Source organism: Nocardiopsis sp. MG754419 (assembly GCF_018207095.1).
Lineage (GTDB): Bacteria > Actinomycetota > Actinomycetes > Streptosporangiales > Streptosporangiaceae > Nocardiopsis.
The window spans coordinates 1-25,733 of the sequence record NZ_QOCZ01000027.1 but is presented as its reverse complement, the minus strand read 5'-3'; the positions used below and the strand labels follow the sequence as shown (position 1 = coordinate 25,733).

Below are 25,733 nucleotides of genomic sequence, written 5' to 3'. Positions count from 1 at the left end.
CGACCGGCCACTCGGAACACCGCCCCCACAGATCTTTGGAGCACCACCATGACCACCGCCACCACGACCGCTCCTCAGGGCGCCGACCACCGGCGAAAGGGACCGGGCCTGTTCCGGCAGACCCTGCGCCTGGGCCGCACCGAGTTCACCCTGTTCGTCCGGTACAAGACGGCGTCGATGTACCTGCTCATGCCGGTGATCCTGCTGCTGCCGGTCCTCAACCAGCAGTCCGTGCCGATCCTGGGGGAGTACACCACCACGGAACTCTCCCTGATCGGCACCATCGGGGCCATCGCCCTCTTCCTGGGTCTGGGCCACCCCTGCAACGTCTTCACGGCGCGTCGTGAGGCCTTGGTCCTCAAGCGGCTCCGCGTGAGCGGCGTCCCCGCGACGGCGATCTTCGGTGGCGTGTTCCTCGTGGTCCTGCTGTTCACCGTGCTCATCGCGGCGCTCATCGTCGCGGGATCGGTCGCCCTCGGCGGACCTCTGCCCGCCGACCCGGTGATGTTGCTGCTCTCGGTGGCGTTGGGGTGCCTCGCGATGACCATGCTGGGTCTGTTGCTCACCCGCTTCGCGGGCAACGCCGAGTCCGCGCAGATCCTCTCGATGGTCCCGATGATGGCGCTGCTGTTCCTCAGCGGCGGCTTCATCCCGCTGGACGTCATGCCCGACGCGGTCCGGCAGGTCGCGCTGCTGCTGCCGGTCGCCCCGACCGTGGAGATGGCACAGGCCGCCTACTTCGGCTACGACGTCTTCGGTGGGCTGGAGGGCGCCGAGCCGGTCGGTTTCCTGGGCCTGTGGGCCGGAGCCCTGCCCGGGATCGGCGTGATGCTCGTCTGGATCGTGGCCCTGGCGCTGCTGGTCCGCCGCTACTTCGTCTGGGACCCCCGTCGTCCGTGACGGGCAGGACGAACGCGCCGGGAAGTCCCAGGACGGGGGCCTCCCCGGCGCGTTCCCCATCGGTGGAACTCGGCCTGTGGACGACCGTCCGGAGGGGTGCGCCGGGCTCTACCTTGAAGAGGACGGATGAGGGTCGTATCCGGTTGGCCGTGACACCGGTGGTGTGCGCGGACGCGGTCGAGCGGTGGCGAGAGGGGCGGACGCGGTGCGAGAGGGTGGAACGGAGGCCGGCGCGGTGCGTCCGGCCGACGAGGAGGGGACCGACGCCGACCGTGCGGAGCCCGCCGATGGGCCCGGTGCGGCGACCGACCCCTTCGGAACCGCGGACCGGGGACGGTACACCCGTAAGCTCCGCCTCCTGCGTCGGACCGTCCTCTTCTTCCTGTCCGCCATGGGACTGCTGTTCCTCTTCTGGCCCACCTACGAACTGCTCCTCCGGTTGCCCTCCACCGAGGCGCCCGCGACGCGCTGGCTCGGCCCGGAACCGCCCCTGTGGCCCTCCATCGCCGCCCTGGCCGTAGGGGCGGTGGGAACGGTCCTCGGATGGCGGATGACCTGGGAGAGGGTGAACGGTCGCGCGGTCGCCGACCCCCGCCTGTACTGGGGTTGTCTGGGCGTCCTCGTCCTCATGTGCCTCCTGCTGGAGGTGCCCTTCTACGTTTTCTCCGCCTGCGCGAGCGCCTGGTGCCTCCTGGTCTTCATGGCCCCTCTGAGAAGGACCCTCTGGTTGACCCCGGCACTGGTGCTCCTGGGGTGGGGACGACTCCTGTTCGACCCGGCCGGATACCCGCCCGCCCTGCTCGTGCCCGATTTCGTGTTCGCCGTCCTGGCGGTCCTGGTCATCTGGATCGGTTGCGTCGCCACCTTCTGGATGTGGGACGCGACCCGGGAGGCGGTGGAGGGATCGCGGGCCCGCTCCCTGTTGGCCGTGAACGAGGAACGTCTGCGCTTCGCGGAGGACATCCGTGGACTGGTGGGCTCGGAGCTGAGCACCCTCGCCGTCAGCGCCGACCGGGCGGGGCGGCTCCTGCGCACCGACCCGGAGGCGGCCCGGAGACGGATCGACCTCGTGCACGAGTCGGCCCGGGGGTCCCTGCAACGGGTGCGCTCCGTGGTGCGCGGCTATCGGGAGTTGAACCTGGAGACCGAGGTCGGCTCGGTCCGGGCGGTCCTGGAACAGAACAAGACCGTCACGACCGTCTCCGGTCTGCGCGGTCTGGAGCTGCCACGGGAAACGGCCGCGCTGGTCGCCTGGGTGGTCCGGGAGGGAGGCACCAACGTTCTCCGGCACAGCACCGCCCACCACTGTCGGCTCGTGTTCTCCGTGGTCGAGGCGGACGGAGCGTCCCCTCGCCGTCTGGTCGTCGAGATGACCAACGACGGGGTGGAGCCCGGGACCAAGGACGGCGCGGAGTCCACCAGCGGGCTCTCGGGGCTGGCCGAACGTGTGGAGGGCGCCGGAGGCTCCCTGGAGGCCACGGGTACCGACGACGGTGGATTCCGCCTGCGTACCGTCCTGCCCCTGCCCTCGAACGACGTCCCAGGGGCGGGCGCGCGAGGCGAGGGGGTCGCCACGGCCCTGGAGGGGGCCGCGTCCACGTCACCGTCCGCACACCCCCTGGCGGTGTCGACCGGCACCGTCGCGGGCCCGGTGTCCGTCCCGGCGGGCGCCCCGACGCTCACCCGGGCCTCCGTGGACCCGGAACGCCGAGCCGACCGCCGGTATCGGATCACCCGCATGATCAACTTCGTCCTGCTCGGGCTCATAGGCCTGTCCCTGCTCCTGATCCCCCTCGTGGAACTGGTCCTCGCCGATGACGTCGGCGCGAGCCCGGCCACCAGCCTGGCCGCGGCGGGGTTCAGCGTGCCCAACGTCCTCCTGCTCATCCTGATGTTGCGGGCCCGGCTCGACGGCGATCGGGCGCCCTCCCCGAAGCTCTACTGGACCTCGCTCGGTCTGCTGGCGGTGACGGCCGTCCTGCTCGACTCACCCGTCACCACCCTCAACAGCCTCGCGTTCTGGTGGTCGATCGGTGTGCTGTTGGCGCCCCGGCGCACCACCGTCGCGGTCTCCGTCGTCCTGCTCCTGTCCCCGATCCTCCTGCTCCCCACCTACGGTTTTGCCATCACCAACCTCCCGGTGTACGGGGTCGTCTGGGTGATCGCGATCGTGCTCGCCCTGTCGATGGCCTCCACCACGCTGCTCACCGTCTGGCTCTGGGACGTCAGCAGGGAGGCGGTCCTGGGCCAGGAGGCCCGAGCCCGGTTGGCGGTCACCGAGGAACGGTTGCGCTTCGCCCGGGACATGCACGACCTGCTCGGGCACAGCCTCTCGGCGCTGGCGGTCAAGGCACAGCTCGCCGGCCGCCTGATGGACCGCGCCCCGGATCGGGCCGCCGCCGAACTGGCGGAGGTCCAGGACCTGGCCCGCAAGGCACTGGGACAGGTGCGCTCCGCGGTGAGCGGTGACCGCGCGGTCGACCTCGACGACGAGATCGCTTCGGTCGTCTCGGTCCTGCAGACCCGGGGCACACGCACGACGGTCACCGGTCTGGACGGTGGCCGGACACCTCCCCGGGTGGCGGAGTTGGCCGCGTGGGTCGTCCGGGAAGGCGGGACCAACGTGCTGCGGCACAGCGACGCCGAAGAGTGCCAGATCACCTTCACGCGGGTGCGGGGGGACGTGGGAGGCCCCCACACGCTGGTGGTGGAGATGCACAACGACCGGGCCGGGGGGTCCGCGACGGACGCGAACGGCGGCAACGGGCTGACCGGGCTCGCCGAGCGTCTGTCGGCGAGCGGTGGGACGGTCTCCGGTTCCCGCACTCGGGAGGGCGGGTTCCTGCTCCGTGCGGTCCTCCCGCTCTGAACCGGCTTCGGCCGTTCGCGAGCGCCCGGAGCGCGACCCCGCGACCCGTGGATTCGCCCCTGCCCCGCGACGCCCTGGACCGGGGCGCCGCGAGGCGTCCGGGGGGTCGATCAGAGCGTGCCGACGGACGCGAAGGCCGCGTCGATGCCCTCGGTGGCCTCGGCGCCCCCGCCCGTGTTCAGGCCCAGCATGAACCCGCCCTGGTCGCCACCGAGCTCCACCACCACGAACCGGCCGTAGGAGTCGTCACCCGCGCCGGAGCCGGCGCCCATGGTCGCGCCGAAGGCGGAACGACCGTCCACCTCGGTGGCTCCGTCGGGTTCGATCCACAGGTCACCGTCATCGGTGGCCAACCGCTCGACCATGTCCGTCGCCATGTCCACGGCGGTGAGGCCGAGCGGCTCCAGCGGACCGAGTTCCTCGCTGCCGGTCACGATGATCGCTTCGGGGTCCTCCAGGGGGCCGTACACCGTGTACGAGCTGTACTCCGGAGGGACCTGGTCGTCGCCGAGCCGCTGCCACCCCTCGCCGGGGAGCGCGAAGGCCAGACCGGCACCGGGATCGGAGACGGTACCGGAGGGGGCCGGAGTGTCCTGCCCCCGCGCGTCCTCGCCGGACTCCGCGTCCTCGCCCGCCGTCCCCTCCGCCGCCTCGTCGGTGGTCTCGGTCCCCGGCACGGCCTGGGGGGCGTCGTCCGACAGGAGCCGGGTGATACCCACGGCCGTGACCAGGAGAAAGACGATCGTCACCAGGATGGCGATGGTGAAGGTGACCGTCCGCGCCCGATTCGGCTCGTCGACGTGCTCACGGGGGGCGAGGTCCCTCTCGACCTCGGAGAGGGGGCTTTCGGGTTGTCTCATCTGTGCTCCTGCGAGGGCGACCGGGCATGACCGGTGGACAGGGGTCCAGAGGGTTCAGTACCCGGTGGCGCGGCGGCCGGAGCGGGGCGGACGTGGCCGGATCAGGCCGATTTCGCCGGAGGACGTGGGCGGCCGTGCCGGCCGACCGTCAGATGTACCAGGGCGCGAGCCTGTGCAGAAGGGGCCCGTGGGGTGCGCCGTGCGCGTGGACCTCCCCGACGGTCCGGGGCAGGATCCACGGCGCAGGGAGCGACCGGCGGATCGGCCTGCCGGCGAACGGGTTCGGCAGCGTGGCCTCGTCCAGTCCGGCCTGCGGATCCGCGGAGCGTGGTTCGGGCGCCCGGGGCGCGGGGGCGGTGGTGTGCGGCGATGGCCCCTCGGACACCGAAGGGCCGGAGGCTTCGGCGGGGTGGGGTTCGGTCCGTGCGTCCCGACCGGGCGTGTGCTCCGCACCCACGCCGTCCTCGGGCCGTGCCGAGGGACCCTCCTCACCGCGTGCGCCGAGCCCCAGGGCACGGTCGATCTCGCCGAGGCTGAGCCGGTGGTCGACGTCGGCGACCGCGATGAGCACCTCGGCGTAGAGTTCGATCTCGTCGAGGGCGACGTGATCGTGGAGGCGGTCACGCAGCCCGGTGCCGTGGTTCAACGGGTGCTCACCTCCGAGGGATCGACGGTCTCGCCGGACAGAACGGCATCACCCACGCGGTTCGGGTGAGGGGGCGAGTGCGACGATGACCGCTCCCACAGAGCGCGAGCACTTATCAGGCTACGTTCGCCGACACCCGCCGCGCATGACTCGGGTGGACCACCCCTCCCCCCACCCGGGCTAGTCACACAGTGTCGACTCCTCTTGGGCGGGAAGGGACGGAAGACTCTATCCCTTCTCCCCCGAGAGGACCATACGCGGTGTGACGGTGGCGTGACCGGCATGGATCGGATCCGCCGGGCGGCCCGGGGCCCGGCCTCAGCGCCAGGCGACGTCCTGGTGCTGCACGGCGTAGGCCGCGTAGGCGGTGGGCGTGTGTTCCAGGACGAGGCGGTCGTCATCGTTCAGTTCACGCACGACCTTGCCGGGAACACCGGCCCAGAGCGTGTTCGGGGGGACGACCTTGCCCGGGGCCACCAACGAACCGGCCGCCACGAGCGCGCCCTTGCCGACCCGGGCACCGCCCAGGACGATGGCGCCGATGCCGATGAGCGCCCCCTCCTCGACGATGGCGCCGTGCACCATGGCCTTGTGCCCCAGGCTCACGTTGTCGTGGAGGATCGCGGGCTGCCCGGGGTCGGAGTGCAGACCGCACTGGTCCTGGATGTTGACCTTGTCACCGACCACGATGTCCTCGGTGTCGGCGCGCAGGACCGAGCCGTACCAGACACTGCTCTCGGCGCCCAGACGGACGCGGCCGATCACGACCGCTCCCGGGGCGATCCAGGCGGTGGGGTGGAGGTCCGGCTCGCCGAACGGGGCGCCACCGATGCGCGCCCCCTCGGCCCGGTACAGGCCTCCGTCGTCCGTTGTGCTTCCCATGTTCCACGTCCTTCCCGAGGTCGGTTCCCCTGGGACCGAAGTGGAGGAAGTTGACCGCTCGGCCCCCGCGCGGGGATGATCGCGCATACCTTAGTAAGAAGGTGGCCGGCGTTCGCACGGCGATGTACCCGTCAGAGATCTTGACGCGACGGCGCGGCCCGTGTCTACCTTGGTCGTTTGGACTCTGTCCACGGCGTGACGCTCTGCTCTCGGCCGATGCCCCTCATCGAGCCGAGCCGGGGCGGGAAACAGGCACCCGGGGGAGAAATCGCAAAAGGGGCCCCTGGGTGTTCGTGAAGCAAGTACGGGGCAACTCACACCATCGGCGACGTGCAGTCAACGGTGTTAAGGACATGAAAGGCACATGAGCGAAATGTTGCCGGGCGGCGGACTGCAGCAAGACAGGTTCCCGACAGTGCGCAAGGGCGGCTACGACAAGGCGCACGTCGACGACTACTACGTCCGAATGGACAACCAGTTCAAGGACCTCCGCGAGCGACTCCAGCGGATGGACGACGAACTGGAGCAGTACAAGCGCGACCTCGCGATCGCTCGGGAGAAGGCCCAGGTCAAGCCTGAGCACGAGCAGATCAGCGAGCGCATGGCGGAGATCCTCCGGATCGCCGAGGAAGAGGCCAAGGAGCGTCGCTCCCGGGTCGAGTCCGAGGTGAAGGACGCCCAGAAGAAGGCGGAGGAGGAGACCGGCAAGCACCGCAAGGACGCCGAGGAGCACGCCGAGCGGATCGTCACCACCGCCCGCAACGAGGCCACGGAGATGGTCACCGGTGCCAAGAAGGAGGCGGACCAGCTCCGGGAGCAGGCCAAGCAGGAGGGCGAACGGCGCCTGAGCGAGGCCGAGGCCCGTGCCAAGAAGATCCACGACACGGCCGACCGCAGGCTGGCCACCCTCACGGCCACGCACGCCGAGGCGCTGCGCCGACTGAAGGACATGCACTCCACCCTGGCCGACCTGGTCACCGCCGAGGACAAGGCGGGTGCCCTGGAGACCGGTCTGTCTCGCGATGAGGTCGCGGCCCCGGCCGAGGACAAGGGCCCGCAGGGACGCCCGCAGCAGAACAAGGCGCCCGAGAACAAGGCCCCGGGGAACAAGGCGCCCGAGGGTCGGGGACCGGAGGGCAAGACCCCCGCCGAGGCCCCGGCTCAGGAGAGCGGGACCGCGGAGTCCGCCCGCCCGGCGCAGGCCGAGGCCGCCGCGCCCCAGCAGGCCCCGGACGAGGCGACGGTCCGCATCACGCCGCTCGGCAAGCCCGAGCAGGCCGAGAGCGCCGAGGCACCGCGGCAGGACGAGGGCAAGGGTGGCGAGCCCAAGACCGCCGCGCCCCAGCCGCCGCAGGGCGCTCGCTTCAACGGACCGGCCCCCGAGGGTCGCCCCGGCGGTCCCGCGCAGGCACCCGGTGGTCCGCAGCAGGCGCAGAGCGGCCCGCAGCAGCCCCACCACGGTGGTCAGCAGCAGGCGGCCACGCCCGCGCAGCAGCCGCAGAGCGGCCCGCAGCAGCCCGTGTCCGACACCGGGGACCCGGGTATCACCGGCATCTACCGTCGTCCCGAAGGCCGGCAGCAGCCCCCGACCGGCGACGAGGGTGTGCGCGTCATCCGCAAGCCCTGAGGACGTTTCTTCGCGGTACCCCGCCACCTGGGCGGGACGAGGGCGGGACCAGCGGTCCCGCCCTCGGCGTTTTGTGGCTGGTTGTAGGGGGACGTCCGCCTTGTCGCAGGCCGTGGGCTACGATGCCGACAGCCATGATGATACGCGCGGCCATTCGGTCCGACCTCGGTGCGATCCTGCGACTCCTGCGCGGACTCGGTGACACCACCCACACGCAGAGCGCGCACGTTCGCATGTCCTCCGCCGCCGTCCGGGCCTGGACCCGGATGGAGAACGACCCCGATCGCACCGTCCTGGTGGCGGAGCGCCGGGGCCAGATCATCGGCACACTGGATCTGCTGGTGGTGGCCAACCTGACCCACGACGCCCAGCCCTGGGCGGTGGTCGACAACCTCGTCGTCGACCCCGAGACCCGCTACCAGGGCATCGGTCGGGCGCTCATGGAGGACGCCCTGGACCGGGCCACGCGCGCGGGCTGTTACAAGGTCGAACTGCTCTCCCACGAGAGCCGTCAGGGCGCGCACCGCTTCTACGAGACCCTCGGGTTCGCCAACTCCGCCGAGGGCTTCCGCCGCTACCTCTGAACGGCCCCGGGGCGAGCCGGGGCCGCCCGTACGGCGGTCCCCGTGAACAACCCGGTCATGGGATGACCGGGCTCAGTCATCGTCGCGGGCCGGACCCCCGCCGCGCAGTGGCACCCCCTTCATGAAGGACACCGCGACCAACCCGATGACGGCGATGGGGATCCCCGCGACGAACACGCCCAGCATCGCGTGGTCGAAGGCGCCCACGACCACGTCGCGGACCGGACCGGGCAGGGAGTGCACCAGTTCGGGGGAGCCCTGGGCGGACTCGGCCGCCTGTTCCAACCCGATCGACAACTCCTCGGCCCCGGTGTCGACACCGGTGGCGGTGTCCGTGGCCAGGGCCTCCCGGGCGGCGGTGGAGGCGGCGGCGAGCTCGGTGTTGAGCCGGCCCACCATGACCGCTCCGAAGGCGGCCACACCCATGGCACCGCCGAGGTTGCGGAAGAAGGTGACCGACGCGGTGCCCGAGGCCATGTCCCGGAGCGGCAGGGAGCTCTGCGTGGCCAGCAACAGGATCTGCATGTTGAGCCCGAAGCCCAGCCCCACGAGGATCTGCCCCACGATGACCGTGGTCAGCCCGGGGTCGATCTGCGCCATGCTCAGCACCGTGAAACCGATGACGCACAACACCATGCCCACCACCGGGTAGACCTTCCATCGGCCGGAGCCGCTGATGGCGTACCCGGAACCGATCGAGGTGACGAGGAAGGACCCCACCAACGGCAGCGTCATCAGGCCGGAGACCGTGGGGCTCATGCCGTGGACCATCTGCAGGTACTGCGGCATGTAGATGATGAGGCCGAACATCATCATGCCGACGGTCACCGACCCGGCGGAGGCCAGCACGAACGTGCGGTCCCGGAACAGGCGGGTGGGGATGATGGGCTCGGCGGCACGACGCTCGACCACGACCGCGAGGACGGTGAGCAGCACCGAGGCGATCCCCATGGCGTAGGCGGCCGGAGAGTTCCAGGGGATCTGGGTGCCGCCCAGGCTGAGCAGCACGATCACCGTGCTCGCGGCGCTGAAGATCAGGGAGGCGCCCCACCAGTCCACCGGTGCCTTGCGGCGCGGCGCGAACGGCATCCGGAACATGAACTGGATGACCGTGAAGGCCACCACGGCGAGCGGGACGGTGATGAGGAAGCACCAGCGCCATCCCAGGGGGCTGTCCACCAGGAACCCGCCGACCAGTGGGCCCAGCACGGTGGACACACCGAAGACCATGCCGATCAGGCCACTGTAACGGCCGCGCTCACGCGGGGAGACGACGTCGCCCAGGATGATGTTGGGCAGCGTGGCGAGTCCGCCGACGCCCAGCCCCTGGAGGGCGCGGGCGGCGATGAGCCAGTTGATGTCCTGCGCGAACCCCGCGGCCAACGAGGCGACGATGAAGATGCCCAGGGCCACCTGGAAGAGGAGCTTGCGGCCCCACAGGTCGGAGAGCTTGCCCCAGACGGGGGTGGAGGCGGTCATGGTGAGCAGGGCGGCGGTGGCGACCCAGGCCAACCGGTCCTGACCGCCGAGTTCGCCCATGATCGTGGGCAGGGCCGTCCCGATGATCGAGTTGGTGAGCATCGAGGTGAGCATGGCCAGCACCAGGCCGACCATGATCCTGCGGACGACGGGGCGCGGGGGGTAGTCGGGGACGGGCTCGGTCGCCGGTGTCGTCGGACGATCCGTGGGGGGACGCACGTTCGCGACGGGTTCTCGTGACGCGGACTTCCCGCGTAGCGACTGTTCCATGGGTCCCCCGATTCCGGACGCACGAAAGCCCCGCGGCACGACAGCCGGGGGCGGGCATCCAGAATCAGGTATAGGTAAACGCTGTTGACCTGTCAAATCGATATCTGTCGGGTCCTTCCGGTATGCGTCCGGCCCACCGAGGTGGGACCCTGGTCTCCTGAAAGTCAGATCGACGGGCCGCCGAGGGGTGTGCAGATGGAGCGTCCGGACGAGACCGGAGGCGGTGCCACCGCACCCACACGCGGTCGCGAGGTGACCAGGGAGCGCATCCTCACGAGCGCCAAGGAGCTGTTCACCAACGAGGGGTTCGGGTCGGTCTCCTCCCGGATGATCGCCTCGCACGCCGGGGTGAACGTCGCGCTCATCAACCGGTACTTCGGTTCCAAGGCCGGACTGCTCACGGAGATCCTGCGCGAGGACGGCGTCTTCCCGCGACTCATCACCGACGGGCCGCCCGAGGAGCTGACCCGGCGGCTGGCCGAGCACGCCGTCAGTCGGCTGTACGGGGAGGGGAGCGCGCTCCAACGGGCGCTGGATCACTCCGCCGGCGATCCCGACCTGCAGTCGGTCTATCAGGGGCGACTCAAGAGCGCGCTCCTCGACCCGCTCACCGTGTACCTGGGGCGGGAGAACGCCCGACTGCACGCCTCCCTGGTCGCCGCGGTGCTGCTGGGTCTGAGTCGGGTCCGCCGGGTCGAGGGGGGAGACGCCCTGCGCACGAGCGATCGCGCGCAGCTCACCGAACGTGTCCTGGCCCTGTTGGAGCTGTGCCTGGAGGACTTCGGGGCCCCGGATCCGGACGATCCCTAGGGTCGCGGGGCCCGCGCCGCCCTACAGGGGGAACGCGGTGGCGGCGGCCCCGAAGGCGGCCAGGGGAAGCACGAACGCCCAGTACTGCATCGGCACGAAGAAGAACGTGTGCGTGTTGCGGTATTCCACCGGCCGACCGGTCGCGGGGTGGAAACCCCGCCGGGGCGTGTTGAGCCTGTTCCCCGCGAGGAACACGGCCACCGAGGCGAGCAGGAGCCCGACGCCGGCGCCGAGGCCGCCGAGATGCTGTTGCCCGGTCACTTCGGCGGTGAGGGCGGCACAAGGGACGGCGATGACCGCCGCGATGAGGGGGACGAGAATTCCCCAGCCGCGCCAGATGATCATGGTGCTACCTGTTCATCGTTTTTATGAAAGGGATTTCGGACGCTTGTTCTGACACGGTTCCACCGCCGAAGGTTCATCCTTTCTCGTGAGGTCCCCGGTTTTTTCCTCGGCTTCTCCGCCGTGGTCGGTCTTTGCCGTACCGGCAAGGGAAGTGGCCTCGGGGCCCGCACCTGACGAGAGTGGTGGCGGAGGTGGTCGATCGATGACCCACGACGATGGAACCTCGCCCGAGGACATGGGCGAGGACTTCTGGAACGAGCGTTACCGGACCAAGGGCCGGATCTGGAGCGGTGCACCCAACCGGCACCTGGTGGCGGAGGTCGCCGGGCTCGCGCCCGGTCGCGCCCTCGACGTGGGCAGTGGTGAGGGCGCCGACGCCCTGTGGCTGGCGGAGCGGGGATGGGCGGTGACCGCGGTCGACATCTCGTCCGTCGCGCTGGACCGTGCCGCGGCCCACGCCCGGGACCGGGGCTCCGAGGTCGCCGAACGCATCACGTGGACACGGGCGGACGTGACCGCATGGGCGCCGCCCGCACCCGCGTTCGACCTGGTCACGGTGCAGTTCATGCACCTGTACCCCAACCCCCGGGCCCGTCTGTTCGCGGCGCTGGCCGGGGCGGTGGCGCCCGGCGGAGAGCTGCTGGTGGTCGCGCACCATCCCCGCGACCTGGAGACCGGGGTCCCCCGACCGCCGATGCCGGAACTCTTCTACGAGGGCGACGCGGTGACCGCGGCGCTCACCGAGGGGGAGTGGGAGGTCCTCGTCGACGAGGCCCGCGCCGGCGAGCAGACGCTGGACGGCACCACCCACACCGTGCACGACCTGGTGGTCCGGGCCCGCCGATCGGGGTAGGTATCGCAGTGACGGGACCGGCCGCCCCGGGGCTCCTTCCGGGGCGGCCGGATCCTTCAGTCGTGAAGCTTGGCGACCACGTCGATCTCGACGAGGATGTTGGCGAGGTCGGAACCCACGGTCGTCCGCACCGGGTAGGGAGCGGTGAAGTGCTCTTCGTAGACGGCGTTGAACTCGGGGAAGTCGGCCTTGAGGTTCTCCAGGTGGACGGTGGCCTTGACAACGTCGTCCAAGGTCAGCCCGTGCACGGCCAGGACGGCGGAGACGTTGGCCAGAACCTGCCGGGTCTGCTCGCCGACCGTCGGCGCGACCTGTCCGGTCTGCGGCTCCTGGGGGCCGAATCCGGCCGTGTACAAGAACCCGCCGGTCACGACTCCCTGGCTGTAGGCGCCGGCGGGTGCGGGGGCCTGGTCGGTCTGGACCGCCTGCTTCGACATGGGGCTCCTTCGGTCGGAGATCGTGTGCGCGACGAGCGCGCGTCCGCGCTCGTACGTGGTGCACGCGCAGGTTACGCGTCCTGCGGCGACGAAGTGACCGATGATTCGACCGGAAGCGTCTCTTGGCCCCCACCGCCACCCGTGCGCCACCGCGCCGGGCGCCGGTGACCCGAACGGAGGAACAGTGCAGCCCGAGACCGTACTCAGTGGAGGACGGGTCGTCGACGGCACCGGCGGCCCCTCCCGCCTGGCCGACCTCGTCCTCCGCGACGGCCGCATCAGTCACATCGTCCCGCCCGGAAACGCCCGATCCACCGGTCGCACCATCGACGTGACCGGCCTCGTGGTCGCCCCCGGATTCGTCGACATGCACGCCCACTCCGACCTCGCCCTCCTCACCGACCCCGCACACGAGGCCAAGGTCTGCCAGGGGGTCACCCTGGAGGTCCTGGGACAGGACGGGCTCGGCTACGCACCCGTCACCGACGCCACCGTCGAACCGATCCGGGAACAGATCGCCGCCTGGAACGGCACCCCCGACCTGGACCACTCCTGGCGGAGCGTCGGCGCGTACCTGGACCTCCTCGACCGGGGATCCCCCACCAACGCCGCCTACCTCGTCCCCCACGGCAACGTGCGCATGGCGGTGCTCGGCAACGAGGACCGTCCCCCCACCGACGCCGAACTCGACCGGATGCGCGCCATGGTCGCCCGTGGCATGGAGGAGGGCGCCCAGGGGCTCTCCACCGGCCTGACCTACACCCCCGGCATGTACGCGAGCGACGACGAGATCGTCGCACTCCTCGGCCCCGTCCGCGCCGCCGGCGGCTTCTACTGTCCCCACCACCGCAACTACGGCTCCCGGGTGGTGGAGTCCTACCAGGAGTGTCTGGACGTGGCCCGCCGCGCGCACGTTCCCCTCCACCTCGCCCACTGCCACGTCAACTTCCCCCGCAACCGCGGCCGCGCCCCCGAGGTCCTCGACGCCATCGACGAGGCCACCGTCCGCTACGGCCTCGACGTCACCCTCGACAGCTACCCCTACCGGGCCAGCGCCACCTACCTGGCCGCCCCGTTGCCCGGGTGGGCCCAGGAGGGCGGCACCACCGCCACCCTCGCCCGCCTGCGCGACCCCGAGACCCGCGCCCGCATCCTGTGGGAAGTGGAGAACGAGGGCACCGACGGCAACCACGGCGTGCCCATGGACTGGTCCACCCTCGTCGTCACCGGCACGGCCGACCCGGCGCTGTCCTGGGCGGTCGGTCGCTCCATCGCCGACCTGGCCGCGGTGAGCGGGGAGGAACCCGGCCGCGTGTACGCCGACCTGCTGGTCGCCGACGAACTGCGCAGCGGCTGTCTCCTCCGGGTCGGCAACGAGGAGAACATCCGCACCATCATGCGGCACAGCGCCCACACCGCCGGGAGCGACGGGATCCTCGTCGGCGACCGACCCCACCCCCGAGGCTGGGGCACCTTCCCCCACTACCTCGGCCATTACGTGCGCGAGCTCGGGCTGCTCAGCCTGGAGGAGTGCGTGCGGCACCTGTCCTCCCGCCCCGCCCAACGCCTGGGCCTGTCCGACCGCGGTGTCATCCAGGTCGGGGCCCACGCCGACCTCGTCGTCTTCGACGCCGAGACCGTCGCCGCCCGCGCCACCTACGAGAACCCCCGACGCACACCCGTCGGTATCGCACACGTGCTCATCGGCGGCGAGTTCACCCTCCGGGACGGAGCACGCACCGACCGACTGCCCGGCCGCTCGGTGCGCAGGAACCGCCGATGAGCCCGATCGACGCCGTCTGTGTCGGCGAGACCATGGCCGTGCTCACTTCGCCCGAGGCGCTCACCGAGGGCTCCCGGCTGCGCGTCGGCGCGGGCGGCGCCGAGTCCAACGCGGCGGTCGCCCTGGCCGTGCTGGGCCACTCCGCCGCCTGGGTGAGCCGGGTGGGCGACGACCCCTTCGGGCGGATCGTCACCGGGGCGGTGGCCCGGCACGGTGTCGACGTGCGCGGGGTCGAGGTGGACCCGCGTCTGCCCACGGGCCTGTACGTGAAGGACACCGCGCCGGGCGGTGCGGGGGTCCTGTACTACCGGAGCGGCTCGGCGGCCTCGGAGATGTCGGTCGCCGACGCCGAGAGGGTCTGGTCCCGGGGTGCGCGGCTGGTCCACGTCTCCGGCATCACCCCCGCGCTGTCCTCACGCGCCGCGACCCTGGTGGAGCACCTGCTGGACCGACGTGCCGGTCGCGACGAGCTGCGCTCCTTCGACGTGAACCACCGACCCGCGCTGTGGTCGGCCCAGGAGGCCGCGCCGGTCCTGCTGGACCTGGCCCGGCGCGCCGACGTGGTGTTCGTCGGCCGCGACGAGGCCGAGCGCCTGTGGGGCACCCCCGAGGCGGCCGACGTGCGCGCGGTGCTGCCGGAGGTGCCGACCCTGGTGGTCAAGGACGCCGAGCACGGTGCGACCTGTTTCGAGGGGGAGGACACGGTGTTCGTCCCCGCCCCGCCGGTGGAGGTCGTGGAGGCGGTCGGGGCCGGTGACGCCTTCGCGGCCGGGTACCTGTCGGGTCGGCTGGATGGGTGGCCCGTCGAGCGCCGACTGGACCTGGGCCACGCCGTGGCCGGGGCCGTGCTGGGCTCTCAGGGCGACACCCTGGAGGCCCTTCCGGCTCGGGTCGCCGAGATCCGTGCCGCCGTCGGACGTCCCGGCGGAGGAACGTTCAGCCGATGACGATGGCGCCGGCCAGGACCGGCGTGCCGAAACGCACGGAGCCGTGACCCGAGGCCAGGGTGCGGCTTCCCTGGCAGCTGGTGCCGCCGAACAGAGCGAAGCGCGACTCTCCCTCGATCTCCACCACCCCGCCCTGGCCGGTCTCCAACACGCGGCAGCCGCCGTTCTCCACGGTCTGCTCATGGCCCGACTCGAAGGTGATGAGGACGGGCGCGGTCTCCTCCCTGCTCGCCATCCCCGAGATGGCTCCGGCGATGGTCGCGGACATGGTGGCAAGGTTCGCAGGGCGGATCGGCACAGGATTCCCCTCTTCGCCCCGGGCTCGCGGGAGCCCGGGAACGCACGGCAGAGTCGGTTACTCTGTGTCATTTAGCTACAAGATCGCGTCGACGCAGGGGAGGGTCGACGGAGTGTCGGCGGAATTTCTCCCTACGGTGAACAGGGCTTTTGTCCGTCTGGTGGTGGCTGGGTAGGATCGGTGCCACGGTCGGAGAGGGCCGACGGAGAACGAAAGGAGGGGCCGGGTGCACTTCCTGCTGCCCCTGCTCGAGTTCCTCGTTCTCGGCGCCCCGCCCACCGAGTTCCTCACCCCCGGGGCCCACGGACCCGCGTTGCTGCTGGTGGCCCTGGCCCTCGGCGCCGCCCTCACCTGGATGGTCCTGCGGGGCACGGCCCTGTGGCCCGTCGGTGACAGCGCCACCCCGGCCGGACACGCGATGCGCCGTCGCTCCGCGCGACTGCCCGTCCTCACCCTGTGCGACCCCGACGCCGCGGGTCGCCCCCGTCCCCGAGCGCCCGGACAGGCCCTTCCGGCCGCTCGTTAGATCCCGCCCGCACGTCTCGCACGTCCGATGCGACCCGCACGTTCCGTGCGCGCGCACCGCGGTCTCCGGCGAGCGGCCCACGTCCGTACTCTCCACCTGGACGAAGGGCCTTCACCTTGTACACCTTCGGGCCGATCGCGGCCGTCATCGATGTGCTCGCGACGATCCTCGCCGTACTGACCGATCTGCTCACCCCGTTCACCGGGGCCCTCGCCGCCGGCCTGGCGGTGATCGTGCTGACCATGGCCGTGCGTGTGCTGCTCCTGCCCCTGGGGGTGGCGCAGACGCGCGCGGAGAAACAGCGCGCCCGCCTGGCCCCGCGCCTGGCGGCGATCACCGAGCGCCACCGCAAGAACCCCGAACGCATGGTCGCCGAGCAGCGCAAGGTCTACGCCGAGGCGGGGACCAGCCCCCTGGCCGGATGTCTGCCCGGGCTCGCCCAGATCCCCCTGGTGATCGCCCTGTACGGGGTGTTCATCGGGGTCGCCCCCGGTACCGAGGCGCTGTTGGAGCGCCCCTTCGCCGGGGTCGCGTTGGGCGACACGGTGGTCGGCGGCACGTTCGCCCCGGTCTTCGTCGTGATGCTCGTCGTGCTGGCGGTGGTGGCCTGGGCCAACCGGCGGTACGTGGTGCTGCCGACGATGCGGGCGGCCCCGTCGGGGCCGCCCATGATCGCCGCCCTGTCCTACATGCAGTTCGTCACCGTCGTCGTCGCCCTCTTCGTACCGCTGGCGGCGGGCCTGTACCTGTGCGCCTCCACCGCCTGGGCGCTGGGCGAGAAGCTCGTCCTGCGCCGGCTCATCCCGGACTGATCCGGGTACGGGCTCAGAACTCCACGGTCACGCAGGCCAGGCGGTCGCCCGCCGTGCCGGCGTGGCCCTCGTGGGTGGAGGTGTGCTCGTCGTGCAGCACCAGGGAGTTCGCCTCCCCCTCACGGAACTCCCAGTCCACCGTGGAGGTGACCAGGGCGTTGCCGCCGGTGTCGGTGGTCATGTCGAGCCACACCTCGTTCTCCGGGTTGGCGAACGCGGGGTCGGTGGAGGGTTCGTCCTCCGTCGCCTCCGGGTCGACCTCGTTCTGGTAGTGCGGGCCGGAGTCCGCGGGGTCCTCTCCGCAGGGCTCGGTGTGCACGTGGGCACCGAAGTCCCGGTCGGCCTCCAGCCCGGTCCCGGTGAACTGCACGAAGGTGGAACCGTCCTGGACGCGCACCTGGACGTCGGCGGTGGCGCCCTCGGGCACGGCGATCTCGTCGTAGGTGACGGCACCGGTGCTCTCGCCCGGCGGAAGGAAGATCGACGCCGTCACACTCGGTTCCGCCGTCGGCTGGGCGGCGGCGCCGTCGGTGGCCGCGGAACCGTCGTTGGTGGAAGGTGTTCCCTGGGCGCACCCGGCGATGAGGACGGCGGTCAGGGCCAGACCGACGGCGGGTGGTGTGGTGCGCATGGCGGAACTCCCGATTGTTGGTCGCTTGATGTCCGCAACGTTACCCAAAGTGCAGGTCAGATAACTACGGGTGCGGAATCTCCGGTGTGCCCGAAGGGTCGAGGCGCTCGTGGGGTTGAACGCCTCGGGGCCGGTTCCATTGTCGCGCAGGCGTTCCCCGCGTTCGGCGGCCTCCTTCAGGGTGGGGACGGTACCAGCCGGAGGCCACCACGGGGCCGGCCTCGCCGAGTCACAACAGGGGAGCCGCCCCCTACGCTGCCGCGACGGTTCCACGAGCACGGTCCGATGGGTGGAATCCCACAGGGAAACGCGATCCCGTCGGGCCGCGAGGTCGACGGTGCCGACCGTCCCCGGGCGGCGGCCAGGGGTGCGGGGAGGTGGCCCGGGTCGATCCGGGCGATGGGCACCGGGGGTCGCCCACGAGGTCCGACGGGCCACGGCCGGGCCGACCCTGCCGGAACCGATGCTCGCGCGAGCGGTCTCACACGGGAGCGGTCGTGCGAGGGGCGGTGACCGGTCGGACGGCGGTCAGGGCCAGACCCACGATGAGGGCCACCTCGCCCATGTTGGTCACGACCAGCGGCAGTGACGGCAGCGCCGCGGCCACGAACATGAGCGCGGCGCCGACGCCCATCCACCCACCGCCCCGGCGCCACAGGGCCACACCGACGATGATCAGCACCACGATGGCGGCGATGGAGGGGATGGGCGGTGAAGGGTCGACCGCCGTGTAGCGCAGCGCGTCCCCCTCGCGGCCCGCGACCAGTTCCAGGCCCACGACCTCGAACAGCAGGCCGTACACGATGAGCGCCGTCGCCAGGGAGCAGAAGGCCCCGTGGACCCACCTGAGCCGGGCCCATGGGGCGCCGGCCCCACGGGCCAGGCCGACGGCGGCGATGATCAGCAGGGGGGTGATGAGGGCGTGGACCAGGAAGCGCGGCAGGTTGAGGGCTTCGAGCACGGCGCCCTCGCCCACCAGGCGCCCCACGGCCACGATCCCGTTGTCGTAGACCAGGCCGAGGGTGACCAGGGCGACCATCGCCAGGTAGGGGGAGCGGTCGGTCCAGGCGCGTCGGGCCAGCCACACCGTCAGTACGGCGTGCATCGCGGTGACCGTCGCGAAGAGAAGGGAGGTCATTCAAGCTCGCTGACTAAATATCTTGTTTTTCGAGAGATTAACGTGCCGGTGCTCTCCTGACCACCCCCTGCGTCCACGAGACGACCGGGCGTGGGCTCCGCCGCGGGAGGTGGCAGACTGTGCGTCGGACCCACGAACCCAGCTGAACAGGCGACATGCGAACGATCAGACGCGGCGGCGAACACGAGATCGAGATCAGGAAGTCTCGGTTCATCTGCGCCATGGCCAGGGTGGGCGACGAGGAGGCCGCACGCGCGTTCATCGCCGAGCGTCGCAAGGAGCACTGGAACGCCAACCACAACTGCACGGCGTACGTGCTCGGTGAGGACGGGGGCGTCCAGCGCTCCAGCGACGACGGCGAACCCGCCGGCACCGCGGGGGTACCCATGCTGGAGGTGCTGCGCCACCGTCGGATCACCGACACCGTCGCGGTCGTCACCCGCTACTTCGGCGGCACCAAACTCGGCGCGGGCGGTCTCATCCGCGCCTACGGCAACTCCGTGTCCGCCGCCGTGGAGGAGTTCGGGCTCTGGGAACGCCGCACCCTGACGGTGGTGGACGTGTACGCGGACTACGTTCTCGGTGGACGCCTGGAGAGCGATCTTCGCGACTCCGCGCTCACCGTTCGCGGCGTCGCCTACGAGGACCGTGTCCGGATCGAGGTGGCCCTGCCCGAGGCCGAACTGCCGGACTTCGAGGTCCGGTTGGCCGAGCTGACCGGCGGTCGCGCCGAGTTCGAGCTCAAGGGGACCACCATCGTCGAGGTGGAGCCGGACGCCGGAACGTGAACGCCCGGTGTTCACGTGCCGGTAACGAGTGGTGGGCTCCGTGTATCCACTCGCCCGTCACGCGGCTTAGGATTTGCCGTAATCGTCATCGTTTCATGGGGAGAGACCGTCTATGCGCAGCTCACGCGTGCCCCAGGCCCTGACCTGTGGCCTCGTGGCGCTGCTGGTCGCGGGGTGTACCGGGGACCCGGAGACGCCCGCGCCACCGTCCGACGAGGAGAGCGCCCCCGTCCCCACCGAGTTCGAGGGGGAGCCCCCGCCCGGCATCGAGGGCGAGGTCCTGCGGCACCTGCACGGTGACGACGCGGGCGTCCACGAGATCCTCGACGACCCCATGGGCGTGCGCATCAGCCCGGTGGGCGGGGCCTTCCTCATCAGTTCCGGGGGAGAGGACCGCCACCTCCTGCACGACGCCGCCACCGGAGACCTCCTCTGGGAGGGCGAGGCGCGCTTCCGCGGCATCGACGTCGACACCGCGGGCGACCCCGTCCTGGCCCTGACCGACGCCGACGACCGCCCCTTCGTTCTGGACGCCCGCGGACAGACGCTGTGGGAACCGGCACAGGCCGGCGACCTCTACCTGGACGGCCTGGCGGTGCGTCGGCCGAGCGACTGGAGCGCGGAGGAGCCCGACGGGGACTACACGGTGCTCGACGTCGACGGCGAGGAGCTGTGGACCTACACCCTGGAACCCGCCGAGGACGAGGACGCGGACCCGGAGGAGGCGCCGCCCGAGGAGGACGTCGATGAGGACTCCGAGGAGGACCCGGTCGCACCCCTGGGCGTCCCCGTGGCCGCCTGGGGCGAGACGGTCCTGCTCGACGACGGTGACTCCGCCCTGCACGCCTACTCGGTCGCCTCCGACGACGCGGGTGAGCACCTGTGGTCGGTGAGCGGTGAGGACGACGACCTCGACGTGCCCACCTCGCCCACGAGTGTTCCGCAGGTCCTCGGGTTGTTCGAGACCCTGGACCCGGACGCCCGGGAGTCCGACGACGAGGACGACGAGGACACCGAGGAGAACCCCGACGAGGACGTGCAGGAGGAGGAAGCCACCCGGGACGTCCTGATGCTGCGCTGGGCCCGCCCCGAGGCCCCCTCGACCCTCTCCGCGCACGACGTGTCCGACGGCGACCTTCTCTGGACGCTGCGGGAGCCCGGTGCCAACCCGGTGGCCGCCCGCTTCGACGACGGCGGTTCCACCGGAGGGCCCTACGACACCGACACCGCCACACTCCTGCTGCCGCAGGCCAGCGGCGGAGCCCCGATGGTCGCCGTCGACCTGGTCGCCGGCGAGATCCGATGGGGGCTGGAGGAAGAGGCCGGAGCGATCTCCCCGGCCTTCGCCCACGCCGGTTTCGTCTACGGGGACACCCGTTCCAACGAGGACGGTGACCGGCAGTTGGTGCTGGAGGCCGAGACCATGGACGTGGTCGCCGAGGACCTGGACGCCTACGTGGAGGCCGTCACCGACACCGGGCACGCCATCCTCGTCCAGGGGCGTCAGCGGTTCGTCTACGGCCCCGGACCCGAAGCCGACACGGACGTCGACGGCGAGCTCGACGAGCCCGACGCCGAGGAGTCCCCCGAGGACGACACCGACTGAGGCGCCTGCACCCGCCGACATCCTCCCCGCCCCGAGACGAGAGAGGTCCCGTGCGGCACCGTGCGCATCGACCACGCCGATGAGCTCCTGCGGGCGATGGCCGAGGCGGGTGCGCATCCGGGCGCCTTCCAGCCCGCCTTCCCGTCGACCGGGTGGACTACAGGCACGTTCGCGAGGTGAGCCGTCAGGAGCGCGGGGAGTCCCCCGCCTGAGCGACCCGGGGCGTGACCGGAACCCGCCGGGGGTTCCCGGCCGCGGGCGCCCAATCGGGTGAGGGCCACGAGAGGTCGGGGCGAGGCCCGGTTACCATGCAGGTTCCGGGTCGCTTTCGCGCAAGGCGTCCGGCGCTCTTCCGGAGACCTCCCGCCCCGCCCTCGCACCTGTGAGCCCCATGAGTCCTGCGCACTCCTCCGTGCAGTTGCCCGCCACGGCCACCGATCTCACGCCCGGCGACCCGGCCGACATCGGCCCCTATCGCCTGGTCAAACGGCTCGGTGCCGGTGGCATGGGCGTCGTGTACGCCGCGCAGGGGCGGGACGGTGCGCCGGTCGCGGTCAAGGTGATCCACCCCGAGTACGCCGCCGACCCCGAGTTCCGGGGGCGCTTCGCCCGTGAGGTCGACATGCTCTCCCGTGTGGGCGGAGCCTGCGCGGTTCCCCTGTTGGCGTCGGACGCCCAGGGCACCCGGCCGTGGCTGGCCACCCCTCTGGTGCGGGGCCTGGCCCTCAACGCCTACCTGCGGGAGAGCGGGGGCAGGCTGCCCGCGCCCCTGCTGCCGGGGCTCGCGGTGGGCATCGCTGAGGCGTTGGCACAGATCCACGCCGCCGGTGTCGTGCACCGCGACCTGAAACCGGCCAACATCATGATGGCCCCCGAGGGGCCGCGGGTGCTGGACTTCGGTATCGCGCGGGCGCTCGACCAGACCGCGCTCACCCGCACCGGTTCCCTGCTGGGCTCCTCCGGGTGGATCAGCCCGGCGCACTACCGGGGTGAGCCCGTCAGCACCGCCGACGACATCTTCACGTGGGGCGCCCTGGTCACCTACGCCGCGACCGGACGTCGACCGTTCGGGACCGGAGACCCCGCGGCCGTGGCCCACCGGGTCATGAACGAAGAGCCGGACATGGAGGGTTTCACCGGTCCGATCGCCTCACTCGCCCGCCAGGCCCTGTCCAAGGCCGCCGCCCGCCGCCCCAGCGCGATGGCGTTGGTCATCGCCCTCACGCAACTCGCCGATCTCGAACGTCCTCCCACCCCCATCGCCTCGGCCGCGGCGGCGGAGAACGCGGTGACCGCGACGCTCCGAGCGACCTGGCACGGCGTGCGCACCCCCGAGGAACGCGAGGTCGCGGTGCCGGGGAGGTGTCGTGGTGGGCGCACCGGCCTGAGGGTGGCGTCGGTGGTGGCCGCCCTGGTGCTGCTCGCGGGGGTGTCGTTGGGCGGCGTCGCCATCACGGGCCACTGGGGGTCCCTGCCGTTCACGTCCTGGTTCGGTGCCGGGGCCGAACCCGGTGACGACGGGGAGGGGGCCGGTGGGACCGCCCCGTCCGGCGCGGAGGACACCGGGGAGGACGCCCCCGCGGACACCGACGATCGCGACTCCGCGGGGTCGGGTACGGGTCAACAGGGTTCCGATGGGGACGCCGAGGGCGCTACCGCCGGGGGCGGCTCCGGGCCGCACACCGTCATGGCGACGGTCGGCGCCGGGGTGGACGCGAGCGGGACACGTCCGTCCGGCACCCACGTGGTCGCCTTCCGTCCGGCCAACGGAAGCGGGATGTACGGCGTACTCGACGACGCCACGGTGGTGTGCGCCTGGAGTTTCTGCCAGGGGGAGGGCGGCTCCGTCGCCCACGGGGACGCCGGCTCGGTCCCCTCCGACCCGGCGGCGCTCACCGACCACGTCGACACCGGGAGCCGGACCATCACGGCGGAGGTCACCTACACGGAGGAGACCGACGGCACCGCCACCATCACCGAACTCGTCGAGCACCACAGCACCAGCGGCACCGGAACCCCGCCCTGGTAAGGAGGAACCATGCGCACGTCCTTGAGGCGGTGGCTCGCCCTCGGGGTGGCACTGACCCTGGCCACGGTTCTGGCGAACGCCTCCCCGGCCCTGGCCTCGGTGCCCTACAACGGGGTCTGCGGTGACGGCTACAACGTGAACAACAGCGCCGCCATCACCGGTGGCACCATCTACCTCACCTACAACAACACCAACGGCAGGAACTGCGTGGTCGTGATCCGGGCCGACCCCGGCGCGGCCATGACCATGGACGCGGTGCTCAAGCACAGTGACGCCACCTCGTGGCGGCGCGACCCGGGAGAGTGGACCACCTACGCCGGCCCGGTCTACCTGGAGGCCGCCGGTCGGTGCGTGGACTGGGGCGGGGTCATCGGCGACGCCTGGGTCGTGCGCAACGGCACCAACTGCGGGTGAGACGTACACGAACGGCCCCGCCGCGGCGGGGCCGTTCGTGTACGGCCGGTCGGTGACCGGTGCGGCATCAGGCGCGGTAGAAGGAGAACGCGCCGTACTGCGAGATGCTGAGTTCCCAGTCGACGACGTCGCCGGTCGCCTCGTCCAGGGTCTGGCACAGGAACGGCCCCTCGCCGCCGGTCTCACCGCGGGCGACGTCGGACTCCATGTCGCACAGCACGAGCTCGTTGTCGGAGCTGAAGCGGAGCGTGTCCTCCAGGACCTCGCGCACCAGCGGTCCCTCGGGCAGGTTCCAGTCGTAGCTGATGAGGATGCCGGAGGACTCGATGTCGATCGTGTACTCGAACTCCTCGCCCAGGTAGTCCACGGTGCAGGTGACCGACTCGCCCTCGTCGCCCGCGATGTCGGGGCAGGTCGAGGTGGCGTCCGGGTCGATCACCGAGGCGAACGTGGAGACGCGCTGGAGGGCCTCCCAGGCGATGCGGTCGCTCAGTTCGGCGCTGGAATCGGGTTCGGCGGGCAGGTCGGCCTCGTCGATCTCGGGCCGCTCGGAGGGGACGGGTCCCTGGTTGAAGGCGGAGGTGTCGACCTCCGGCGCCTCCTCCTCGACCTCGTCGACGGCTTCGGCGGCGGTGGTGTCCTCGGCGCCGGTCTCGGGCTCGTCCGCACCGCAGGCGGAGAGGGCCAGGGCGGCGCCGGCCGCGGCGAGGCCGAGGGCCGCGCGGTGGCGGCGGGTGGAGGCGATCATGGCGGGTTCCTGTTCGTCAGTGCTGTTCAGGGGGTCGCTGATTGGTCGCCGCCGAAGTTGATCAAGTTCTGAGAAGAGGCATTATGTGATCCAAGTCATATAATGTGGCCGTCGCGGTCTTCGGGTATGAGCGCAGGTGAAGCCCGTCCCTCACGGGTGTGCCGGGCACCACACCCCGACTCGCCGGGACCGAACGCGGTTCTCTACCATCTCGGAGTATGGACGTCCCTGAAAGCGGGGCCGGCGAGGCCCAGGACCTGACCGAGGGCTTCCCGACGGCCGACCACGAACGGTGGCGCGCACTCGTCGCGGGAGTGTTGCGCAAGAGCGGTGTGGCCGAGGAGCGCCTGGCCGAGGCGCCCGAGGAGGCACTGGCCACCCCCACTCTGGACGGGTTCGACATCGCGCCCTTGTACACCTCGGCGTCGCCACAGGCCGATCCCGGTTTCCCGGGGCTGGAGCCGTTCACCCGCGGTTACCGGCCCCAGGGGTCCACGGAGTCCGGATGGGACATCCGGGCCCGGCACAGCGACGCCGACCCGGGCGCACTGCGTCGCCGTGTCCACGACGACCTGATGAACGGCGTGGGCTCGTTGTGGATCCAGGTCGGGGGAGAGGCGTTGCCGGTCGACCGGCTGGCGCAGGCCCTGGTCGACGTCCACCTGGATCTGGCACCGGTCATCCTGCGGGCGGCCGGTCCCGACGCCTTCGACGCCGCCCGTGCCCTGCTCGACGCGCACACCGACGCCGAGGTGCCCGACGGTCGGGTCATCTCCCACCTGGGGTTGGACCCGCTGACCACGGCCGCTCTGGCGGGCGAGGCCCCCGACGTCGGGGAGGCCGCTCGGTTCGCCGCCGAGCACGCGGCCCGCTACCCGCATCTGGGGTTGTTCGTGGCCGATGGGACGTTGGTGCACGAGGCCGGTGGGTCCGATGCCCAGGAGCTGGGTGCGGTCGTGGCCGCGGGGACGGCGTATCTACGCGGGTTGGTCGAGGCCGGGCTGGGGGTGGGCGAGGCGGCCGGGCGGATCGAGTTCCGGTTGGCGGCCCAGGCCGACCAGTTCGCGGTGATCGCCAAGCTGCGGGCGGTGCGGGGGATGTGGAACCAGGTGTTGGAGGCCTGCGGGGTGCCGGCGTCGGAACGCGCCCTGCGGGTGCACGCCACGACCTCGCGGGCGATGCTGACGCGGCGGGATCCGCACGTGAACATGGTGCGCGCCACGGTGGCGTGTTTCGCCGCGGGGGTGGGCGGTGCCGACGCGGTCACGGTCGAGCCCTTCGACGCGGCGGTGGGGTTGTCCGATGATCTGGCGCGGCGGATCGCGCGTAACACGCAGGCGTTGTTGGTGGAGGAGTCACATCTGTCCCGGGTGATCGATCCGGCCGGTGGTTCGTTCTATGTGGAGGAGTTGACCGCGCGGCTGTACCGGGCGGGGTGGGGCTTCTTCCAG

At 71.4% G+C, this 25,733-nt stretch carries 25 protein-coding genes and 1 pseudogene; 15 read left to right on the top strand and 11 right to left on the bottom strand.

Annotation, left to right across the window (positions count from 1 at the left end):
- The first annotated feature begins 48 nt into the window (after positions 1 to 48).
- Entirely contained in the window at positions 49 to 900 is an 852-nt protein-coding gene (locus DSY14_RS08110; RefSeq protein ID WP_211715857.1) for an ABC transporter permease, read from the top strand.
- 205 nt (positions 901 to 1,105) lie between these two features.
- Positions 1,106 to 3,769: a sensor histidine kinase gene (locus DSY14_RS08105; protein ID WP_211715856.1), complete on the top strand. Its 2,664-nt coding sequence runs from the start codon at positions 1,106 to 1,108 to the stop codon at positions 3,767 to 3,769.
- A 110-nt stretch (positions 3,770 to 3,879) separates the two neighbouring features.
- Here the strand turns inward: DSY14_RS08105 and DSY14_RS08100 are convergent, their stop codons facing one another.
- The 3 genes from DSY14_RS08100 to DSY14_RS08090 form a co-directional block, all read right to left on the bottom strand.
- A complete protein-coding gene (locus tag DSY14_RS08100; protein WP_211715855.1) occupies positions 3,880 to 4,629 on the bottom strand; it encodes a hypothetical protein in 750 nt (249 codons plus the stop codon).
- A 148-nt stretch (positions 4,630 to 4,777) separates the two neighbouring features.
- The gene (locus tag DSY14_RS08095) at positions 4,778 to 5,275 is read right to left on the bottom strand and encodes a hypothetical protein (RefSeq protein ID WP_211715854.1); all 498 of its coding nucleotides are present in this window, start codon (positions 5,273 to 5,275) and stop codon (positions 4,778 to 4,780) included.
- A 318-nt stretch (positions 5,276 to 5,593) separates the two neighbouring features.
- The gene (locus tag DSY14_RS08090) at positions 5,594 to 6,157 is read right to left on the bottom strand and encodes a gamma carbonic anhydrase family protein (RefSeq protein ID WP_211715853.1); all 564 of its coding nucleotides are present in this window, start codon (positions 6,155 to 6,157) and stop codon (positions 5,594 to 5,596) included.
- Positions 6,158 to 6,530: 373 nt separating this feature from the next.
- Here DSY14_RS08090 and DSY14_RS08085 point away from each other — a divergent pair, with 373 nt between their 5' ends.
- Entirely contained in the window at positions 6,531 to 7,784 is a 1,254-nt protein-coding gene (locus DSY14_RS08085; RefSeq protein ID WP_211715874.1) for an ATP synthase F0 subunit B, read from the top strand.
- A gap of 134 nt (positions 7,785 to 7,918) precedes the next feature.
- Positions 7,919 to 8,368 (top strand): GNAT family N-acetyltransferase, encoded by a 450-nt coding sequence (locus DSY14_RS08080; protein ID WP_211715852.1) that lies wholly within the window; start codon positions 7,919 to 7,921, stop codon positions 8,366 to 8,368.
- 72 nt (positions 8,369 to 8,440) lie between these two features.
- Here DSY14_RS08080 and DSY14_RS08075 read toward each other — a convergent pair whose 3' ends face one another.
- Entirely contained in the window at positions 8,441 to 10,117 is a 1,677-nt protein-coding gene (locus DSY14_RS08075) for an MDR family MFS transporter (protein ID WP_211715851.1), read from the bottom strand.
- A 195-nt stretch (positions 10,118 to 10,312) separates the two neighbouring features.
- Between DSY14_RS08075 and DSY14_RS08070 the strand changes: the two genes are divergently transcribed.
- The gene (locus DSY14_RS08070; protein ID WP_211715850.1) at positions 10,313 to 10,927 is read left to right on the top strand and encodes a TetR/AcrR family transcriptional regulator; all 615 of its coding nucleotides are present in this window, start codon (positions 10,313 to 10,315) and stop codon (positions 10,925 to 10,927) included.
- A gap of 21 nt (positions 10,928 to 10,948) precedes the next feature.
- Here the strand turns inward: DSY14_RS08070 and DSY14_RS08065 are convergent, their stop codons facing one another.
- On the bottom strand, positions 10,949 to 11,272 hold the full coding sequence (locus tag DSY14_RS08065; protein ID WP_211715849.1) for a hypothetical protein: 324 nt from the start codon (positions 11,270 to 11,272) through the stop codon (positions 10,949 to 10,951).
- A 202-nt stretch (positions 11,273 to 11,474) separates the two neighbouring features.
- Here DSY14_RS08065 and DSY14_RS08060 point away from each other — a divergent pair, with 202 nt between their 5' ends.
- On the top strand, positions 11,475 to 12,125 hold the full coding sequence (locus DSY14_RS08060) for a bifunctional 2-polyprenyl-6-hydroxyphenol methylase/3-demethylubiquinol 3-O-methyltransferase UbiG (RefSeq protein ID WP_211715848.1): 651 nt from the start codon (positions 11,475 to 11,477) through the stop codon (positions 12,123 to 12,125).
- 56 nt (positions 12,126 to 12,181) lie between these two features.
- Here DSY14_RS08060 and DSY14_RS08055 read toward each other — a convergent pair whose 3' ends face one another.
- Positions 12,182 to 12,562 (bottom strand): RidA family protein, encoded by a 381-nt coding sequence (locus tag DSY14_RS08055; protein ID WP_211715847.1) that lies wholly within the window; start codon positions 12,560 to 12,562, stop codon positions 12,182 to 12,184.
- A gap of 184 nt (positions 12,563 to 12,746) precedes the next feature.
- Here DSY14_RS08055 and DSY14_RS08050 point away from each other — a divergent pair, with 184 nt between their 5' ends.
- Together DSY14_RS08050 and DSY14_RS08045 are read left to right on the top strand one after the other, a co-directional pair.
- Complete coding sequence (locus DSY14_RS08050; protein ID WP_211715846.1) at positions 12,747 to 14,345, top strand: amidohydrolase family protein; 1,599 nt, start codon at positions 12,747 to 12,749, stop codon at positions 14,343 to 14,345.
- Complete coding sequence (locus tag DSY14_RS08045; protein WP_211715845.1) at positions 14,342 to 15,292, top strand: sugar kinase; 951 nt, start codon at positions 14,342 to 14,344, stop codon at positions 15,290 to 15,292. The genes DSY14_RS08050 and DSY14_RS08045 overlap by 4 nt, the downstream gene beginning before the upstream one ends.
- Here DSY14_RS08045 and DSY14_RS08040 read toward each other — a convergent pair.
- A complete protein-coding gene (locus DSY14_RS08040; protein ID WP_211715844.1) occupies positions 15,282 to 15,590 on the bottom strand; it encodes a hypothetical protein in 309 nt (102 codons plus the stop codon). The genes DSY14_RS08045 and DSY14_RS08040 overlap by 11 nt on opposite strands.
- A 226-nt stretch (positions 15,591 to 15,816) precedes the next feature.
- On the opposite strand from DSY14_RS08040, the gene DSY14_RS08035 reads away from it, so the two are divergent.
- On the top strand, positions 15,817 to 16,116 hold the full coding sequence (locus tag DSY14_RS08035) for a DUF6412 domain-containing protein (protein ID WP_211715843.1): 300 nt from the start codon (positions 15,817 to 15,819) through the stop codon (positions 16,114 to 16,116).
- A 116-nt stretch (positions 16,117 to 16,232) separates the two neighbouring features.
- A complete protein-coding gene (locus DSY14_RS08030; RefSeq protein WP_211715842.1) occupies positions 16,233 to 16,928 on the top strand; it encodes a membrane protein insertase YidC in 696 nt (231 codons plus the stop codon).
- Between the two features lie 13 nt (positions 16,929 to 16,941).
- Here the strand turns inward: DSY14_RS08030 and DSY14_RS08025 are convergent, their stop codons facing one another.
- From DSY14_RS08025 to DSY14_RS08020, 3 genes and pseudogenes are all read right to left on the bottom strand, one after another.
- On the bottom strand, positions 16,942 to 17,559 hold the full coding sequence (locus DSY14_RS08025; protein WP_249187513.1) for a superoxide dismutase family protein: 618 nt from the start codon (positions 17,557 to 17,559) through the stop codon (positions 16,942 to 16,944).
- Positions 17,560 to 17,685: 126 nt separating this feature from the next.
- A pseudogene (locus DSY14_RS29430) lies at positions 17,686 to 17,997 on the bottom strand (DUF3291 domain-containing protein); the annotation flags it as partial.
- A gap of 43 nt (positions 17,998 to 18,040) precedes the next feature.
- Positions 18,041 to 18,697 (bottom strand): hypothetical protein, encoded by a 657-nt coding sequence (locus tag DSY14_RS08020; protein WP_211715840.1) that lies wholly within the window; start codon positions 18,695 to 18,697, stop codon positions 18,041 to 18,043.
- Positions 18,698 to 18,852: 155 nt separating this feature from the next.
- Between DSY14_RS08020 and DSY14_RS08015 the strand changes: the two genes are divergently transcribed.
- The 4 genes from DSY14_RS08015 to DSY14_RS08000 all read left to right on the top strand — a co-directional run bounded on the left by DSY14_RS08015 (position 18,853) and on the right by DSY14_RS08000 (position 23,534).
- Positions 18,853 to 19,485: a YigZ family protein gene (locus tag DSY14_RS08015; RefSeq protein WP_211715839.1), complete on the top strand. Its 633-nt coding sequence runs from the start codon at positions 18,853 to 18,855 to the stop codon at positions 19,483 to 19,485.
- A 112-nt stretch (positions 19,486 to 19,597) separates the two neighbouring features.
- Positions 19,598 to 21,091 carry a PQQ-binding-like beta-propeller repeat protein gene (locus DSY14_RS08010; protein WP_211715838.1) on the top strand — a complete coding sequence of 498 codons (1,494 nt, stop codon included), beginning with the start codon at positions 19,598 to 19,600 and terminating at the stop codon, positions 21,089 to 21,091.
- 391 nt (positions 21,092 to 21,482) lie between these two features.
- Positions 21,483 to 23,120: a serine/threonine-protein kinase gene (locus tag DSY14_RS08005; protein WP_211715837.1), complete on the top strand. Its 1,638-nt coding sequence runs from the start codon at positions 21,483 to 21,485 to the stop codon at positions 23,118 to 23,120.
- Between the two features lie 9 nt (positions 23,121 to 23,129).
- The gene (locus DSY14_RS08000; protein ID WP_211715836.1) at positions 23,130 to 23,534 is read left to right on the top strand and encodes a spore-associated protein A; all 405 of its coding nucleotides are present in this window, start codon (positions 23,130 to 23,132) and stop codon (positions 23,532 to 23,534) included.
- A gap of 67 nt (positions 23,535 to 23,601) precedes the next feature.
- Here DSY14_RS08000 and DSY14_RS07995 read toward each other — a convergent pair whose 3' ends face one another.
- Positions 23,602 to 24,282 carry a hypothetical protein gene (locus tag DSY14_RS07995; protein ID WP_211715835.1) on the bottom strand — a complete coding sequence of 227 codons (681 nt, stop codon included), beginning with the start codon at positions 24,280 to 24,282 and terminating at the stop codon, positions 23,602 to 23,604.
- Positions 24,283 to 24,500: 218 nt separating this feature from the next.
- On the opposite strand from DSY14_RS07995, the gene DSY14_RS07990 reads away from it, so the two are divergent.
- Positions 24,501 to 25,733 (top strand): methylmalonyl-CoA mutase family protein (locus DSY14_RS07990; protein ID WP_249187511.1); only part of this gene is annotated, 1,233 nt, incomplete at its 3' end.

Excerpts from the sequence above, each read along its gene's own strand:
- DSY14_RS08075 (WP_211715851.1), bottom strand. The coding sequence starts at position 10,117 with ATGGAACAGTCGCTACGCGGGAAGTCCGCGTCACGAGAACCCGTCGCG.
- DSY14_RS07995 (WP_211715835.1), bottom strand. The coding sequence starts at position 24,282 with ATGATCGCCTCCACCCGCCGCCACCGCGCGGCCCTCGGCCTCGCCGCG.
- DSY14_RS08080 (WP_211715852.1), top strand. The coding sequence starts at position 7,919 with ATGATGATACGCGCGGCCATTCGGTCCGACCTCGGTGCGATCCTGCGA.
- DSY14_RS08010 (WP_211715838.1), top strand. The coding sequence starts at position 19,598 with ATGCGCAGCTCACGCGTGCCCCAGGCCCTGACCTGTGGCCTCGTGGCG.
- DSY14_RS08005 (WP_211715837.1), top strand. The coding sequence starts at position 21,483 with ATGAGTCCTGCGCACTCCTCCGTGCAGTTGCCCGCCACGGCCACCGAT.
- DSY14_RS08070 (WP_211715850.1), top strand. The coding sequence starts at position 10,313 with ATGGAGCGTCCGGACGAGACCGGAGGCGGTGCCACCGCACCCACACGC.
- DSY14_RS08045 (WP_211715845.1), top strand. The coding sequence starts at position 14,342 with ATGAGCCCGATCGACGCCGTCTGTGTCGGCGAGACCATGGCCGTGCTC.
- DSY14_RS08025 (WP_249187513.1), bottom strand. The coding sequence starts at position 17,559 with ATGCGCACCACACCACCCGCCGTCGGTCTGGCCCTGACCGCCGTCCTC.
- DSY14_RS08090 (WP_211715853.1), bottom strand. The coding sequence starts at position 6,157 with ATGGGAAGCACAACGGACGACGGAGGCCTGTACCGGGCCGAGGGGGCG.
- DSY14_RS08000 (WP_211715836.1), top strand. The coding sequence starts at position 23,130 with ATGCGCACGTCCTTGAGGCGGTGGCTCGCCCTCGGGGTGGCACTGACC.
- DSY14_RS08110 (WP_211715857.1), top strand. The coding sequence starts at position 49 with ATGACCACCGCCACCACGACCGCTCCTCAGGGCGCCGACCACCGGCGA.
- DSY14_RS08055 (WP_211715847.1), bottom strand. The coding sequence starts at position 12,562 with ATGTCGAAGCAGGCGGTCCAGACCGACCAGGCCCCCGCACCCGCCGGC.
- DSY14_RS08060 (WP_211715848.1), top strand. The coding sequence starts at position 11,475 with ATGACCCACGACGATGGAACCTCGCCCGAGGACATGGGCGAGGACTTC.
- DSY14_RS08085 (WP_211715874.1), top strand. The coding sequence starts at position 6,531 with ATGTTGCCGGGCGGCGGACTGCAGCAAGACAGGTTCCCGACAGTGCGC.
- DSY14_RS08015 (WP_211715839.1), top strand. The coding sequence starts at position 18,853 with ATGCGAACGATCAGACGCGGCGGCGAACACGAGATCGAGATCAGGAAG.
- DSY14_RS08065 (WP_211715849.1), bottom strand. The coding sequence starts at position 11,272 with ATGATCATCTGGCGCGGCTGGGGAATTCTCGTCCCCCTCATCGCGGCG.
- DSY14_RS08100 (WP_211715855.1), bottom strand. The coding sequence starts at position 4,629 with ATGAGACAACCCGAAAGCCCCCTCTCCGAGGTCGAGAGGGACCTCGCC.
- DSY14_RS08020 (WP_211715840.1), bottom strand. The coding sequence starts at position 18,697 with ATGACCTCCCTTCTCTTCGCGACGGTCACCGCGATGCACGCCGTACTG.